The organism is Streptomyces sp. NPDC041122 (genome assembly GCF_055592445.1).
The window spans coordinates 26923-42826 of the sequence record NZ_JBVIYQ010000007.1 but is presented as its reverse complement, the minus strand read 5'-3'; the positions used below and the strand labels follow the sequence as shown (position 1 = coordinate 42826).

12 protein-coding genes are annotated in these 15904 nt (G+C 71.1%); 2 read left to right on the top strand and 10 right to left on the bottom strand.

The window, feature by feature from the left end; genetic code table 11:
• Positions 1-8: 8 nt before the first annotated feature.
• Positions 9-1088, bottom strand: coding sequence for a hypothetical protein (locus ACZ6B8_RS24540; RefSeq protein WP_471608633.1), 1080 nt, complete (start codon positions 1086-1088; stop codon positions 9-11).
• Positions 1089-1233: 145 nt separating this feature from the next.
• Here ACZ6B8_RS24540 and ACZ6B8_RS24535 point away from each other — a divergent pair, with 145 nt between their 5' ends.
• Positions 1234-1977 carry a hypothetical protein gene (locus ACZ6B8_RS24535; RefSeq protein ID WP_471608632.1) on the top strand — a complete coding sequence of 248 codons (744 nt, stop codon included), beginning with the start codon at positions 1234-1236 and terminating at the stop codon, positions 1975-1977.
• A gap of 12 nt (positions 1978-1989) precedes the next feature.
• On the opposite strand, the gene ACZ6B8_RS24530 is transcribed toward ACZ6B8_RS24535, so the two are convergent.
• The 5 genes from ACZ6B8_RS24530 to ACZ6B8_RS24510 all read right to left on the bottom strand — a co-directional run bounded on the left by ACZ6B8_RS24530 (position 1990) and on the right by ACZ6B8_RS24510 (position 9572).
• On the bottom strand, positions 1990-5004 hold the full coding sequence (locus tag ACZ6B8_RS24530; RefSeq protein ID WP_471608631.1) for an alpha-mannosidase: 3015 nt from the start codon (positions 5002-5004) through the stop codon (positions 1990-1992).
• Positions 5005-5110: 106 nt separating this feature from the next.
• Positions 5111-6376: a glycoside hydrolase 5 family protein gene (locus tag ACZ6B8_RS24525; RefSeq protein WP_471608630.1), complete on the bottom strand. Its 1266-nt coding sequence runs from the start codon at positions 6374-6376 to the stop codon at positions 5111-5113.
• 42 nt (positions 6377-6418) lie between these two features.
• On the bottom strand, positions 6419-7342 hold the full coding sequence (locus tag ACZ6B8_RS24520) for a carbohydrate ABC transporter permease (RefSeq protein WP_471608629.1): 924 nt from the start codon (positions 7340-7342) through the stop codon (positions 6419-6421).
• Positions 7339-8235: a carbohydrate ABC transporter permease gene (locus ACZ6B8_RS24515; RefSeq protein WP_471071907.1), complete on the bottom strand. Its 897-nt coding sequence runs from the start codon at positions 8233-8235 to the stop codon at positions 7339-7341. Before ACZ6B8_RS24515 ends, ACZ6B8_RS24520 begins: the two co-directional genes overlap by 4 nt.
• 41 nt (positions 8236-8276) lie before the next feature.
• Entirely contained in the window at positions 8277-9572 is a 1296-nt protein-coding gene (locus ACZ6B8_RS24510; protein ID WP_471071910.1) for an extracellular solute-binding protein, read from the bottom strand.
• Between the two features lie 305 nt (positions 9573-9877).
• Here ACZ6B8_RS24510 and ACZ6B8_RS24505 point away from each other — a divergent pair, with 305 nt between their 5' ends.
• Positions 9878-10972, top strand: a complete 1095-nt coding sequence (locus tag ACZ6B8_RS24505) for a LacI family DNA-binding transcriptional regulator (RefSeq protein ID WP_471608910.1) — start codon at positions 9878-9880, stop codon at positions 10970-10972.
• On the opposite strand, the gene ACZ6B8_RS24500 is transcribed toward ACZ6B8_RS24505, so the two are convergent.
• The 4 genes from ACZ6B8_RS24500 to ACZ6B8_RS24485 form a co-directional block, all read right to left on the bottom strand.
• On the bottom strand, positions 10895-11536 hold the full coding sequence (locus ACZ6B8_RS24500) for a LysE family translocator (protein ID WP_471608628.1): 642 nt from the start codon (positions 11534-11536) through the stop codon (positions 10895-10897). The genes ACZ6B8_RS24505 and ACZ6B8_RS24500 overlap by 78 nt on opposite strands.
• 142 nt (positions 11537-11678) lie before the next feature.
• Complete coding sequence (locus tag ACZ6B8_RS24495; protein ID WP_471608627.1) at positions 11679-13241, bottom strand: alpha-L-fucosidase; 1563 nt, start codon at positions 13239-13241, stop codon at positions 11679-11681.
• Positions 13242-13271: 30 nt separating this feature from the next.
• Complete coding sequence (locus tag ACZ6B8_RS24490; protein ID WP_471608626.1) at positions 13272-15125, bottom strand: family 20 glycosylhydrolase; 1854 nt, start codon at positions 15123-15125, stop codon at positions 13272-13274.
• A gap of 337 nt (positions 15126-15462) precedes the next feature.
• Positions 15463-15636, bottom strand: a complete 174-nt coding sequence (locus ACZ6B8_RS24485) for a hypothetical protein (protein ID WP_167355632.1) — start codon at positions 15634-15636, stop codon at positions 15463-15465.
• Positions 15637-15904 lie beyond the last annotated feature (268 nt).

Below are 15904 nucleotides of genomic sequence, written 5' to 3'. Positions count from 1 at the left end.
CGGCCCGGTCAGCCGTCGGCCAGGGTCCGCTCGATCCGGTCGACGAAGGCGCGGGCCAGCCCCTCCAGCTGCGCCTCGTGGTCCGGCAGGTCGCTCACCTCGCCGAAGCGCAGCCAGGCCACGGTGCTGCCCACCCGGACGACGGCCATGGCGTTCAGGCTGTCCTCCGCCTCCTTGTAGTACGTGAAGGTCGAGCTCTTGTCGCCGAGGGCCGGCAGCGAGAGCGGTGTGGTCCTGTCGTAACCGGACTGCTCACGGACCAGCTCCTCGTGCACGCGCTCCGCCTGAGCGGGGGTGGTGCAGGCGTGGATCCGGAACTCGGCCCTGACGTACCCCGATGCCCTCTTCGCGTACCGCGTGCCGCCCATGTGGCAGCCGCCCGACTGCTCCGCCGCGACGGCGCCGGCCGGACTCTCCTGAGCCCAGCCGCGCGGCATGTCCCCGGATCTGGGCAGCGCGTCGCGCGCCTGCGCCACGGTCAGCGCGCGCGTGCGGTCTGCCGCGCGTCCCCCGGTGTCGCTGCCGGCGCCGGCGGCCGTCCCCTCTTCCGGCACGGCCTCGTCACGAAGCGCGCCGCCTTCTCCGCTCCTCTGCGCCGAGGCGTCCCGGGGGCCGTCGTCGGCGATGAGCCGGGTGCCTCCGTACACACCGAGTGCCACCAGGGCCAGCAGCAGTACGCCGATCAGCGCCAGGCCGGCGAGCGCGCCCGGGGACTTGTTGACCGTGATCGGCCCGAGCGAGATGTGGCTGCGCGAGATCGTGCTGCGGTCGATGACCAGCGCGCCGCGGTGGTACGTCGTGGGGGCGTTGAGGTGTAAGGCCAGTCGGCGCCCCAGCTCCGGATCCGCCTCGATCTCCTCGCGCAGGATGTGCTGCGCCTGCGCCTGCGCCTCCGTCTGCGCGGACTCGCCCGCCCCGTCCCCGTCGATCCCCTCCAGCGCCGCCCGCCCCCGCTCCGTACGGGCCAGACGCGACCGGACCAGTTCGGTGACAGCGGCTCCCGCGCCCTCGCCCACGCCGGTCGCCGCCCCGGTGGCCACCGCGCTGACGACACCCACCGCCAGCATCGCGAGCTCCGTCGACTCCATGCCACACCCCCGTCGCGCGACCGTCCCAGGAGCTCATCATGTTGCACCGGGCCACCGGAGGCATCCCCCTCCCCGCAGGGCGGCCGAAAGAAAGCCGAAAGAAATACGGGCGACGGGCACAGGACGGTTCTGACAGCATCCCCGCGTGATCACCGACTCGCGCGCCACCCCGCCCCCACTGTCCGCGGCCGTACGCAACAACGCCGACTGGTGCGACGCCGTGTGCCGGTCCCATGGAGTGCGGGGCACCGTCGAAGGCGGCGCGGGAGGCGTGTGGGCAAGCCCTCTGCGTACTCCCCCGCTCTACCCCGACGCCGTGACGCTCTCGCCCGCGGCGACCGCCGACGACGTACTCCCCCGCATCGACCTCTCCTCCCCCGGCGCCTCCGTCAAGGACAGCTTCGGCACGCTGGACCTCTCCGCGGCCGGGTTCGAGGTGCTGTTCGCGGCGCGGTGGATCCATCGTGCCGCGGCGGCGGACACGACGGACCGGGCCGGCACAGCCGACACGGACGGCTGGCGGCCCGTCGAGGGGCCCGGGCAGCTGGCCGCCTGGGAGTGCGCGTGGAGCGGCGACGAGGAGAGCGAGGGGCTCTTCCGGCCCTCGCTGCTCGACGACGGCGCGGTCTTCCTCGCCGGCCGAACCGCCGGACGGATCACCGCGGGCGCCGTCGCCTACCCCGGCGCCGACGTCATGGGCATCTCCAACCTCTTCGCCGCCGACGACGACCTGGACGGTGCCTGGCGCTCCTGCCTGGCGGCCACCGACCGGCTGTGGCCGGGCGTGCCCGTCGTCGGGTACGAGCACGGCGACGACCTCGCCGCCGCGCTCCGCCACGGGTTCGAACCCGTCGGCCCGCTGCGCGTATGGCTGCGGACCGACGGGTGAGGGGCCCGGGCGTCAGCCCCGGGTGAACCGCAGCGTCACCAGCTCGAACGGCCGTAGCGTCACCGCCACCGCGTCCGCAGCGAGCCGCGGCGCCGGCACCCCGTCGAGGGGGCGTTCGAGGAGGTCGGTCACGGTGACCGAACCGGCGGTGAACCCCGTGGTGAGCGTGGCCTTCGCCCGTCCGCCGTGGGCCTCGTGGAAGCGGACGACCACGTCACCGCTGCCGTCGTCGGCGAGCTTGACCGCGGTGACGACCACCGCGTCGTCGTCGACCGTGACCAGCGGCGCCACCTCGGCGCCGCCGGTGATCGTGCGCTCGGGCAGGTTGACGCGGTAGCCCTCGCGCACCGCGTCGCCGATCGCCGCGCCCGGCACCAGGGCGTGCCGGAAGCGGTGCACACCCTGGTCCGTCTCCGGGTCGGGGAAGCGCGGGGCGCGCAGCAGCGAGACGCGGACCGTCGTGGTCGTGCCGGAGTCCTCGGCACGGACCGTGCGGGTCACGTCGTGCCCGTACGTCGAGTCGTTGACCAGCGCGACGCCCCAGCCCGGCTCCTCGATGTGCACGAAACGGTGGTTGCACGCCTCGAACTTGGCGGCCTCCCAGCTCGTGTTGGTGTGCGTGGCGCGGTAGAAGTGCCCGAACTGGGTCTCCGAGGCGTACCGCTCCGCGTGGATGTCCAGCGGGAAGGCGAGCTTGAGGAACTTCTCCGTCTCGTGCCAGTCGACCTCGGTGTCGATGTCCAGGCGCCGGACGCCGGGGGCGAGCGAGAGCACCTGGGTGAGGCGCGAGTCGCCGAAGCCGCGCACGACGCGGACCGACGCGCCCTCGCCGGGCTCGACCACGTCGGCATCGGCCAGGTCCGTGACGGTGTTGCGGTAGAACTCGTCGACGTCCCACGCGTCCCACATGTTGGGGAAGTCGGCGTGCAGTTGGGGCAGGTTGGCCGCGCGGCCCGGCGCGACGGTCTCCCGGCCGGCCTCGATGTCGTACGCGGACACGACCAGGCCCCGCCCGTCGATCTCGACCCGCAGCAGACCGTTGTCGAGGACGAAACCGCCGTCCGCGCGCGTGGCGATCGCCGACTGTCCCTCGACCGCCGCGGGCCGGGCGCCGCCCGCGGGGACGCCCTCGCGGGTGTGCGGCGTGGAGTTGAAGACCAGCTCGCCGGTGCCGTCGCCGGCGAGCGAGCGCTGTGCCTTGTCGATGATGCCGTTCAGCTCCTGCGCGAGCGCCGCGTAGGTCGCGCGGGCCTCGCGGTGCACCCAGGCGATGGACGAGCCGGGCAGGATGTCGTGGAACTGGTGGAGCAGCACCGTCTTCCAGATGCGGTCCAACTGCTCGTAGGGGTAGGCGAAGTCGCCCCGGACCGCCGCCGTCGCGGCCCACAGCTCGGCCTCGCGCAGCAGGTGTTCGCTGCGCCGGTTGCCCTGCTTGGTGCCGGCCTGGCTGGTGAGCGTCGCGCGGTGCAGTTCGAGGTAGAGCTCGCCGACCCAGACGGGCGGGTTCGGGTACTCGGCCTCCGCCTTCTCGAAGAACTGCTCCGGCGTCTCCCACCGGACGGTCGCCGAGCCCTCCAGGTCACGCAGGCGGGCCGCCTTGGCGATCATCTCGCGGGTGGTGCCCCCGCCGCCGTCGCCCCAGCCGGTGGGCGCGAGGGAGTGCCGGGCTACGCCCTTGTCCTTGAAGTTCTTCGCCGCGTGGGCGATCTCGCTGCCCTTCATCGAGCAGTTGTAGGTGTCGACCGGCGGGAAGTGCGTGAAGATGCGGGTGCCGTCGATGCCTTCCCAGTCGAAGGTGTGGTGCGGGAAGCGGTTCGTCTGGGACCAGGAGATCTTCTGCGTGAGCAGCCACTTGGAGCCGGCCGCCTTGATGATCTGCGGCAGGCCCGCGGCGAAACCGAAGGTGTCGGGGAGCCACGCCTCGTCGTTCTCCACCCCGAACTCGTCGAGGAAGAACCGCTTGCCGTGCACGAACTGACGGGCCATCGCCTCCGATCCCGGCATGTTCGTGTCCGACTCGACCCACATGCCGCCCGCCGGCACGAACCGCCCGTCGGCGACCGCCTTCTTGACCTTCGCCCACACCTCGGGGCGGTGCTCCTTGATCCATGCCCACTGCTGGGCCTGCGACATGGCGAAGACGAAGTCCGGCTCGTCCTCGATGAGCGCGGTCATGTTGGACGTGGTGCGCGCGACCTTGCGGACCGTCTCGCGCAGCGGCCACAGCCAGGCGGAGTCGATGTGGGCGTGGCCGACGGCGCTGATGCGGTGCGCGGACGGCTCGGCGGGCGTGGCGAGCACCTCCGCCAGCTCGGCGCGGGCCGCGGCGGCGGAGCCGCCCACGTCCTGGAGGTCGACGGCGTCCAGCGCACGGCCCACGGCCCGCACGACGGCGTAGCGGCGCCCGGAGTCCTCGGGCAGTTCCTGCATCAGCTCGCCGAGGACTTCGAGGTCGATGACGAGCTGCCAGACCGTCTCGTCGAAGACGGCGAGGTCCATGCGCGCCAGCTTGTACTGGGGCTCGCTGCCCGCGGTCTCCTTGTCGCCCAGCTGGGTGGGCAGGAAGGGGTGGTAGTCGAGGATGACCGGGTTGGAGGCGGCCTCGATGTGCAGCCGCACCTCTTCGCCGCCCTCGGCGGGCGCGGCGACGCGCACCCACTGGTTGCGCGGGTTGAGGCCCTTCACCGGGGTGCCGTCGGGGCGGTAGACCAGGCCCTCGCACTGGAAGCCCGGCATGTTCTCGTCGAAGCCGAGGTCGAGGATCGCCTCGACGGTCCTCCCCGCCCACTCCTTCGGCACGGTCCCGGTCACCCGGAACCAGCTCGTCCCCCAGGGCGCGCCCCACCGCTCGCCGACGGCGGTGGGCGACGGCTCGGCGGCGAGCCCTTCGCTCACCGGAACGGGCTCGCCGGGCGCGTTCCAGACCGCCACGTCGAGCGGCACGGACGCGGGATACACGGCGGGCCTGATGCGCTCGTCGAGAACGCGCTTGAGACGGGCTTCGACCAAGGTGCGGTCGTCATGCATGAGGGGTCTCCTGGGAGGTGGGTGGTGGGCCGAGGGTTCAGCCCCTCCGGCGTTTGAGGAGCGGGGGTCCGGGCGGGAGCCGCATGGCGGGCGGCCGTCGGGCCGCCTACCCGACGTCCTCCGGCAGCAGTACGTCACGGATGCCCCGGGCAGCGAGGTGCACCGTGTCGGTGGCCCGGCTCGCGAGGACGGCCGTCGGGCGGGCGCCGTCCTCGGTGAGGCGGGCGAACGCCTCGAAGACCGCGCCGCCGGGGGCGCACGCGGAGCGCCGGTCCACGGCGTCGTCGACGACCACCGCGGTGGTCCGGGGCGCGGGCGCGTACGTACGCCCACGCCACTCCTCGGCGATCCGGGCGATCGCGGCGCCCGCCGGCTTCACCTTGCCGTCGTTGGTCAACAGGCCAAGGCTGTACTCCAGTTCGGGGAAGTCCGCCAGGTCGCGCGAGACGTCGTGGGAGCACCACCACGTGACGCCCCACACGTCCTGGCAGTCGAGCGCCGCCGCGACGGTGTCCTCGGTGAAGGCCGCCGCGTGCTCGGCGGGGATCAGCGGCGCGGGCGCGCCGACCTCCTGCAGCCAGACGGGGCGGTGCGGGTCGTCCGCCCAGGCCTTGGAGAGCTCGATCATGTACGCGGCGTGGGTACGGGTGGCCGTGCCGGTCCGCCCGTGCCGCTGCGCGGTGCCGTTGAACACCCAGGAGTGCACGGCGGTCACCGCGCCGAGCCGGGCGGCCTGCGCCGGGGTGAACGGCTGGTCGTCCTGGTACCAGGCGGCGTCGTACTCGGCGTGCAGATGCAGCTTGCCGGGGGCGCCCTCCTCGCAGGCGGCGATGACGGTGCGCAGCCAGGTCTCCGCCTGCTCCGCGGTGACACGGTCGGGGTCGGGGTGCGGGCCGGCCGAGAACTGGTTGATCTCGTTGCCGATGGTCATGCCGATGAAGTTCGGCCGGTCGGCGAGCGCTCCGGCGAGGGTGCGCAGGTAGGCGGCCTGTCCGGAGACCACGTCGGGATCGGTGAAGAGGTTCCGCCGGTGCCAGGTCTGCGTCCAGGCGGGCAGGAAGTCGAAGCTGGACAGATGTCCCTGGAGGCCGTCGACGTTGACGTCGAGGCCGCGTTCGGCGGCGGCGTCGGCCAGCCGGACCAGCTGCTCCACGGCGCGCGGGCGGATCAGGGTGCGGTTGGGCTGGAAGTACGGCCAGATCGGGAAGACCCGGATGTGGTCGAGGCCGAGCGCGGCGATCGCGTCGAGGTCGGCGCGTACGGCGTCGAGGTCGAAGTCGAGCCAGTGGTGGAACCACCCTTGGCCGGGCGTGTAGTTGGCGCCGAAGCGCGGGGTGCCCGGGGGCGGCACGGAAGGCGATGCGGAAGACAAGTGCGGATCCTGGTTCTGACGGGGTTCGGGTGGCGCGGCGGCTCAGCCCTTGACCGCGCCCTCGCCCACGCCGCGGAAGAAGTACCGCTGCAGACAGGCGAAGAGGACGATCAGCGGGAGCACGGCGATGACCGTGCCCGCGGCGACGAGGCGCTCGTCGTTGGCGAAGGTGCCGTGCAGGTAGTTGAGGCCGATGGTGAGCGTGAACCGGTCCGGGTCGCTGAGCACGATCAGCGGCCAGAGGAAGTCGTCCCAGGCGCCCATGAACGCGAAGATCGCGACGACCGCGAGGGTGCCCTTGACGGCGGGCAGCGCGATCCGCAGGAACCGCTGCCAGACGTTGGCGCCGTCGACGAAGGCGGCTTCCTCGATCTCGTAGGGCACGTTGAGGAAGGCGTTGCGCATCAGGAGCACGTTGAGCGCGGAGACGCAGCCCGGCAGCAGGACGCCGACGAGCGTGTTGTTCAGGCCGAGCTCACGCATCGTCGTGAACTGGGCGATGATGATGCCCTCGACGGGCACCAGCATGGCCAGGATGAAGACGACCGTGGCCGCCTTGCGTCCGCGGTAGCGCAGCCGGGCCAGGGCGTAGCCGGCGAGAGTGGCGCCCACGCAGTTGGTGACCACGTTGGCGGCGGCCACCTTCAGGGAGTTGAGCGCGTAGTCCCAGACGGGGATGGTGTCGGCGACCCGCTCGTAGTTGTGCAGGGTCGGGTCGGAGGGCAGGAACTTCGGCGGTGAGCTGAAGATGTCCTCGTGCGGCCCCTTCAGGGACGTGGAGAGCTGCCAGAGGAACGGGCCGATCATCAACGCCAGTACGGCGACCAGGAGTACGTAGCGCAGGACGATCTCCCACACCGGCATCCGGCGGCCGTTCTCGTCGGTGACGCGGCGCCGGGGCGTGCGGGGCGCGTCGGGCGCGGGCCGCCGGGCGGCGGTCGCCGGTGTCTTCTCGACGGTGCTCACGCGTCCTCCTTCCGGTCCGCCCGCAGCACGAGCAGCATCAGTGCGACGGTGACGACGAACACGACGACCGAGATCGCCGAGGCGTAGCCGACGCGTCCGGTCAGGCCGGTGCCGACGCGCTGCACCAGCATCACCAGGGTGGTGTCCTCGCCGGCCGGGCCGCCGGTGGGGCCCGCCATCAGGTAGACCTCGGAGAACACCTTGAAGGCGGCGACCGAGGAGAGGGCGCCCACCAGGACCATGGTGGAGCGCACGGCGGGCACGGTGACAGTGAGGAAGCGGCGCACCGCCCCCGCCCCGTCGACCGCCGCCGCCTCATGGAGCTCGCGCGGCACGTTGGCGAGCGCCGCGAGATAGATGATCATGTAGTAGCCGAGGCCCTTCCAGACCGTGACGGCCATGGCGCTGAACAGCAGCAGCCACTGGTCGCTGAGGAAGCCGACCTTCCCGACGCCCACCGCCTCCAGGAGGGCGTTGACCAGGCCGCGCTCGTCGAGCATCCACACCCAGATCAGGCCCACCACGACGATCGAGGCGACCACCGGGGTGTAGAAGGCGGACCGGAAGAAGGTGATGCCGGGGATGTGCTTCTGCACGAGCATCGCGAGTAGCAGGGGCAGCAGCACGAGCGCGGGGACGACGACGAGGACGTAGATCGTGCTGTTGCGCAGCCCGATCCAGAACATGTCGTCGTGCAGCAGCTCCTGGAAATTGGCGAACCCCACGTATTCGCCCGGCAGCAACGTCCGTTTGTCGGTGAAGGAGTTGTTGAGCGTGCTGAGGAACGGATAGAGGATGAACACGGCGACGATCACGAGCCCGGGAGCGGCGAACAGCCAGGGGCTGGTGGGCAGTTGACGCCTGATCTTGGCGGGGGCGGTGCGGGTCTTCATGGCTGACGTTCCCTGGTCATGGATCGGCACAGCGGCAGCGGTCAGCTCTGGCTCAGCAGCCGGTCACAGTTCTTGACAGCGTTGTCGAGTGCTTCCTTCGGGCTCTCCTTGCCCTGCAGCGCCTTGGCGACGGCGTTGCGCAGCTCGACCTTCATCTGCTCGCTGAACAGCACGGGCGTGTAGTTCACCGCGGTCTTGATGGACTTCGCGGCGGCGACCCTGACCCGGGTCTCCTCCTTGCCGTCCTGCTCCGTGAAGTACGGGTCGTCCAGGGAGCCCTCGGTGCTGGGGAAGATCGCGACCTTCTTGGCGAACTCCATCTGGTGCCGGGCGTCGGTGACGAAGTGCGCGAAGGCGACGGCGGCCGGGGTCTGCTTGGTGCGGGCGTTCACCATCACGCCCATCACGTACATGTTGTCCTTGCCGGTGCTGCTGATCTGCGGGGTGATGCCGATGTTCTTGTAGAGCTTCGGCGCGTCCTTCTTGAACTTCTCCAGGTCGAGCGCGCTGCCGGGGTTCATGGCGACGGCCTCGGTGAGGAACTTCTTGCCGGTCGACTCCGGGGTGGCGGTCAGGGCCTGCCCGTCGAGCGCCTTGGCGTCGTACAACTTCTTGTACTCGGTGAGGAGTTCGACGCCCTTGGCGTCGTTGAAGGTGAAGCCGGTGCCTTCCTTGTTCATCAGCGGGACGCCGTAGCGGCCGAAGTCCTCGATGGTGGGGACGTTGGCGAGCGTGGCGACCTTGCCGTCGCTCTTCTTGGCCAGCTCCAGGGCGTCGTCGAAGAGTTGGTCGTAGGTCTTCGGGGGCTTGTCCGCGTCGAGACCGGCGTCCTTGAAGAGCCGCTTGTTGTAGAAGAGCGGGCCGGTGTTCAGGTACCAGGGGAAGGCGTACGTGCCGTCCATGCCCGGTATCTGGTGGCTCTTCCAGGCGCCGGGGAGGTACTCCTTCTCGTACTTGCCGGCCGCCTTGCCGAGGTCCAGGGCGATGCCCGCCTTGGCGAGCGGGGCGACGAGGTCGGGCGAGACGTTGACGACGTCGGGCAGGGTGTCCGCCGCGGCGTCGGCGCTGATCTTGTCGGCGTAGCCCTCGCCGGGCTGGTCGACCCAGCGGACGTCGGTGCCGGGGTACTTCTTCTCGAACTCGGCGACCAGGCCCTCGAAGTAGGGCTTGAAGTTGGCCTTCAGGTTCCAGGTCTGGAAGGTGATCTTGCCTTCGATCTTCCCGGAGGCGTCCTGGGAACCGCCGTCGTCGTCGCCGCCACAGGCGCTCAGCGGCAGCAGGACGGCGAGGACGGCGCCTGCGGCGACCGCTCTGCGAGGGATGCGGGAGATACGCACGGTGAAACGGCTCCTTTGCTCGGCCCAGCGTGAGAGAGGCGGTGACTGCAACCGTCCCGACCGTGCAATCCGCGCCGAGGCAGACCCTGCACGCAGCGGCGGCGCAAAGTCAATGGATTCGGGCCACGGAATTCGATGACGGCACGATCTTCCGGGCAACACCACAGGTCAGAAAGGTGTGTTGAAGACCTTGCGGCTGGCGACTAATGCGCTTTAGAGTCCAGCCACTCAAGCGCATTAGTATCCGGGAGCCAGGAAAGGGGCAACGGGTGCAAGGCAAGCGGTCACCGGCGCGCCGGCCGACCATGAAGGACATCGCGCGCCGCGCCGGGGTGTCCGAGAGCGCCGTCTCCTTCGCGCTCAACGACCGGCCCGGTGTCTCCGACATCACCCGCGACCGGGTGCGCAGGGTCGCGGAGCAGCTGGGCTGGCGGCCCAGCACGGCGGCGCGCGCTTTGTCCGGCGAGGGGTCGGCGACGGTGGGCCTGGTGGTGGCGCGGCCCGCGGCGACCCTGGGCGTCGACTCGTTCTTCCTGCAGCTGATCTCGGGGATCCAGGAGGTCCTCGCGGAGCGGCACCTGGGCCTGCTCTTCCAGGTGGTGGAGGACGTGGCCGCGGAGTGCGCGGTCTACCGCCGCTGGTGGGCCGAACACCGGGTGGACGGCGTGCTGGTGGTCGACCCGCGCACGGACGACCCGCGGCCCGCCCTGCTCGACGAGCTCGGGCTGCCCGCGGTGGTGACGGGCGGGGTGCCCGACCCGGACGCCGGACACCCGGGCCTGTCCACGGTGTGGGCGGACGACGCCGGCGCGATGGCGTCGGTCGTCGGCCACCTGCACACCCTGGGGCACCGCCGCATCGTGCACATCGCGGGCATGGAGGGGCTCGCGCACACCGAGCGCCGCATCCGCACGCTGCGCGTCGAGGCGGCGGGCCGGGGCATGTCGGGGGTGCGTTCGGTGACGACGGACTACTCGGACGCGGAGGGCGCCGCGGCGACCCGGCGGGTCCTGGAGTCCGCCGAGCCGCCGACGGCGCTGGTGTACGACAACGACGTGATGGCCGTCGCCGGCGTGGCCGCCGCGACCTCGCTGGGCTTCGCGGTTCCGGACGACCTCTCGGTGGTCGCCTGGGAGGACTCGGCACTCTGCCGCATGGTCCACCCGTGGCTGACGGCCCTGTCCCGGGACACGGTGGCCTTCGGCCGCACTGCGGCCCGCGAACTCCTCGCCCTGCTCGACGACGGCCCGGCGGCCACGGTCCAGGTCCCGCTGCCCCGGCTCATCGAGCGGGAGAGCACGGGGAGGGTACGGGGCGGGCGTCTAGTCGGCGCGGCCCGTGACGGCCACCGCCGCGCCCAGTCCGATCATGGCCAGCCCGCCGGAGCCGCCGATCAGTGAAATCCGCCGGGGGGAGCGACCGAACCACGTACGTGCCGCTGAGGCCGTCAGACCCCACAGGCCATCGGAGACCAGCGCCAGCAGGGCGCCGGCCAAGCCGAGGACCAGCATCTGGACGCTGACGTGCCCTGCTTCCCGGTCGACGAACTGAGGCAGTACGGCGGTGAGGAACACGACGCTCTTCGGATTCGTCACACCGACCACGAAACCTGCCCGCACCGAGCCCCGACCGCTGGAGGTCACCGGCGGGATGCTGGCCGCTGCTGCCCAGTTCTTCCAGCTGGCCCGTAGGGCCTTCACGCCGAGGTGGATGAGGTAGGCGGCGCCGGCCAGCTTGATCGCGTTGAAGACGATGACCGAGGTCTCGACCAAGGTGCCGATCCCCAGGGCGACCGCGATGACCAGCGCGTATCCGCCGAGCGCATTGCCCAGTACCGAGGCGAGCGCCGCACGGCGGCCATGCGCCAGGGCCCGGCCGATGACGAACAGGACGCTCGGCCCCGGGACGGCGGACAAGAGAACGGACATGGTGCAGAAAGCCAAGAGCCGGTGAGGGTCGATCATGCACGGGATCTTCCTCCACGCATGCTCACCTCACCAGAGCGACTTTTGACCTAGGCCACGGCCCGGCCCATACCGCACGCGGCCGCCGCAGGCCCGACGACGGCGCCACGCCGTTGCACAGTCCGGTGCGCTCAAGCCGCCGTCAGACCTCCGACCGGTACAGACCGAACTCCGCGATCCGCACCCCCGCCCTCGACCGCGTCACCCGCAGCCGCCACCGCCGCGCCGTCACCGGGGCATCCAGCCTCAGCACACGACTGGCGCCCACCGTGTCCACCTCCGTCACGGCCCGCCAACCGTCGTCCCCGTACGCCTCGATGACCGCGTGCTCCAGCTGTTGCCCGTGCCGGATGTCCTCGGCGACGCGGATGCGGTCCACCTCGCGCACGGCACCGAGGTCCGCCGTGACGGTCCCCCTCTTGTGATCGTGCCGCAGCCGTACGCCGCCGGCGAGGTCCTCGGGCAGCTCGCGTCGGAGCCGTCGGCGGAACTCGCGCAGCCGCGCCACGTCGGCGTCGGGAAGCAGCCCGCGCCGGTCCGGGGGGATGTTGAGCAGCAGCACGGAGTTGCGTCCCACCGACCGGAACCAGATGTCCGTCAACTCATCGACGCTCTTGGGCTGTTGGTCGTCGTGGTAGAACCAGCCGGGCCGGATGGAGACATCGCACTCGGCCGGCCACCACTGCAGGTACTGGGCGACGGAGCGCGCCTCGGCGAGCGCCGCGCGGCTGCCCTGGTCGGGCGCGTCGTACGGGAGGGCGTAGTCGATGCTGCCGTTGCCGGAGTCCTTGACGGGCAGGACGCTCCACTCGTTCTCCCGCGCGAGCCCGCCCTCGTTGCCGACCCAGCGGACGTCGGGGCCGCGCACCGCCATGGTGGCGTCCGGGGCGAGGGCACGGATCAGCGCGTACCAGCTGTCCCAGTCGTACGTCTCCACCTTGTCCGGCGGGATGCGCCCCTGCGCCCCGTCGAACCACACCTCGTCCACGGGGCCGTACTCGGTGAGCACCTCGTAGAGCTGGTTGAGCATGTGGGCGCCGTAGTCGGTGGCGTCCAGGGTGAAAGTGCGCGTCTCCTCGCCCGCTCGGTCGTCGCCCGGGACGAGGGTGGGGATGGTGCGCGCGGACCGTTCGCTGCCGTTGGCGTAGACGCCGTCGAGGTACTGGTTCTCGTCGGCGGGCGAGATGTAGACGCCGACCTTGATGCCGTACCGGCGCAGCGAGTCGGCGAACGAACGCAGCACATCACCCTCGCCGCCGCGCCAACTGCTGCTCGCCACCGTGTGCTCGGTGTAGCGGGAGGGGTAGAGCACGAAGCCGTCGTGGTGCTTGACGGTGAGGATGGCGAGCCGGAAGCCGCCGTCCCGCAGGGCGCGGGCCCATTGGTCGGTGTCGAGTTCCTCGGGCCGGAAGACGTCCGGGTCCTCGTCGCCGGTGCCCCATTCGAGGCCCGTGAAGGTGTTCACGCCGAAGTGCAGGAAGGCGGTCTGCTCCAGTTTCTGCCAGGCGATCTGGCGTGCGGTGGGGCGGACCCGGGAGGCCTTGGCGACCAACGAGGCGGGTGTGTCGCCGGGTCCGACCGGGATGCGGTGGGGCGGCCCGGCTGCCTCGGCCCTGCCGGTCGCGGCAACGGCGAGCGGGGTGCCGGACGCGGCGACGGCCGTGGTGACGGCGGCGGCCATGAAGAGGCGTCTGCTGACGGTCATGGGGGTGCCGATCTCCTTCGGGGGAGGCGTTCAGACTTCGGTCAACGTCCATACCGCAGGGGTCTGTTGGTCGATCGGATACTGCAGGACCCGGCCGTCGGCCGTGACGTGCGCGGCCATGCGGGTGATCGCGTTGGTGAGGCGGTATCCGCCCCGCACCTGCGCGATCTGCCACCGCTGGAGCGTGTTCGCCGCGTCGCAGGACTCCTCGGTGACGGCCGTGCCGGGCTGCAGCGGCACATTGAGGGTGAGCTTGCCGCTGCGGGTCTCCAGGCACCTGCCGCTGGCCGTGGACCTCACCGTCGCATAGCCGTCGGCGGTGCGCTCGATCGCCACCTCGCGGGGTTCGGCGCGGCCCTTCGCGTCGCGCAGGACGTACGTGCCGTCGGCGACCGGGACCTTCGTCAGGTCACGCAGGCCCGGCGCGTGGCCCGCCGATCGGGCCCGCTCGGTGAACTCCGCGTACGTCGGATCGGGGTGCGCGGCCCCCCAGGTGACCTGCGCGATATGGGCGAGCGGCAGGTCCATGGCGGCCGCGACCTCGTTCTCGGTCTCGCCGCGGCCGTTGTCGGGCCACAGGCTGATCTTCGCGCCGGTGATGCCGTCGCCGGTGGCGAGCTTCTCGCCCTCGAAGCTGCGCGGGTCCCACTGCCGGTCGTACAGCCCCCGGGTGTCGGTGTGGAATCCGCCGCGCACGAGGTAGAGGGAGTAGGCGGCGTTCATCAGCGCATAGCCCTGGCCGATGAGTCGGCTGGGCTTCGTCTTCACGTCGAGCCAGTGCTCGACGGTGGTGCCGGGCGTGACGGGGACGGTGTTCTCTCCGGTGAGGCCGTCGTTCCAGATCCGCAGGTGCCTGCCCTTGCTCGTCACGTACGCGTGCACGCGGTTCACGAAGTCGATGAAGGCGTCCTGCGGGGTGGCGTGCGCACCGTACTTCTTCCTCGCGTACTCCAGGATCTGTGGGTACTTGGCGAAGTCGGAGCCGAGCATGTACTCGTCGGCGCCCATGTGCCAGGAGGTCGCGGGGAAGACGTCGGCGTACTCGTCGACGAGGCTCTTGTAGTACGCGAAGGCCGCGTCCTTGGTGATGTCCAGACGGGCCGGCTGCCGGACGCCGTCGGCGTCGGTGAGCTGCAGGTCGGGACGGTGTTCCAGCCACGGGTCCAGATGGCCCGGGGAGTTGATCTCCGGGACTATCGTCACGTGGTACTTCTCGCCGAGCGCCACCAGGCGGCGCAGCTCGCTCTTGGTGTAGTAGCCCCAGGAGTTGGCCTCGGGGTGTGTGTCGCTCCTGACCTTGAGTTCGAGGAGCAGTTGGTTCTGCTTGCGGTACGCCATCTCGCGGACGAGGTTCTCCAGCCAGGGCGTGGAGATGTGGAGGTAGCAGGCGCAGACGCCGACGCCGCGCTCCGTGTAGCGGGGCACGTCGACCGTGCGGCCCGCGGGGACGCGGTCGTCCTTCGCCAGGAGCTGGAGCAGGGTCCGGGTGCCGTAGAAGGCGCCGGTCTCGGTGGCGCCGGTGATCTCCAGGCGTCCGCCCGCCCGGAGTTCGTATCCCTCGGCGCCCAGCGGCTTCCGCGCCCGGTCGACGTCGATCACGATGTCGCCGGGGCGGGTCTTGCCGCTCGCCAGGGCTGGATGGCCCTCGCCCGCGGCGCTCAGATCGTCGGCGAGCGTGGCGGCCACGCGGCGCGAGACGGAGTCACGCGCCACGAGGCGGGTGCCGGGCCCGTAGCGGTAACTCCCCTCGGCCGGGGTCCAGTCGGTCAGGGCGGGCACGGTGCGCGGCGGGTCCGGGGCGGCGGATGCCGTGGCTCCGGCAGCCGGGAGCGGGGCCGCCAGGACAAGCAGTGCGGCGGCGAGGAGCGAGCGCAGTGCGGTCATGAGGTCCGATGATTCAAGCGCCTCACCAGAGTGTCAATGCATCGCTCACTGCGAGGAGTTGGACATTTGCGCGGGCTTCGGCAGGTGACTCGGGCGCGCCCCGCTCCGGTCCAGCACGTCACGGCTCGCCGCGCACCCACCGATCCATCGGATGAATTCGCCCTCAAATCCCACCGTAGTCCGACCGAAGTCCCGCCTCGGTCAGGCCGAAGTCCCGCCCGACGGAGGACGCGGCGGACGGCGCCCGGACACGCCGGTGCCCCCGGCCTTCGGGGGCCGGGGGCACGTGGCGAAGCGCAGCGGACTGACACCGGGGGCTTCCCGGAGCAGCTCCGGATCAGTCGATACCGGGGAGGATGTGCGGCTCGGCGAGGTCGTCCTCGTAGCCGGCCAGACGGATCGGGGCCGCCTTGGCCCACGCCTCCAGATTGCGGAGCTTCTGGGGCCGTCCGGCCCGTTCACCGCCGCGTTCCGCCGGTCGCTTTTCGTGCTTCGTCAGATCTGGTGTCACCGCGCACTCCTTTGTGTCGCGTAACGGAAGGACAGAGGCAGTTCGGTCGCGGTGGCGCCGGATTCTGGCGGGACCGCGGCCGTGGTACCAGCCTGTCCCGGGGCGGCCGAGGGAGGCTTGTGGCTCCCTGGTGGCTGCCCGCTCGCCTTAGGTTAACCAAATGAGCGAAGCCGCGCTCGATGGGGCCCCAAAGAGGGGGGTGAATTCCGGACAAGGTCGGACCGGACGGCGCACGGAATCGGCAGGTCAGAAGTAACACCGGTGACCG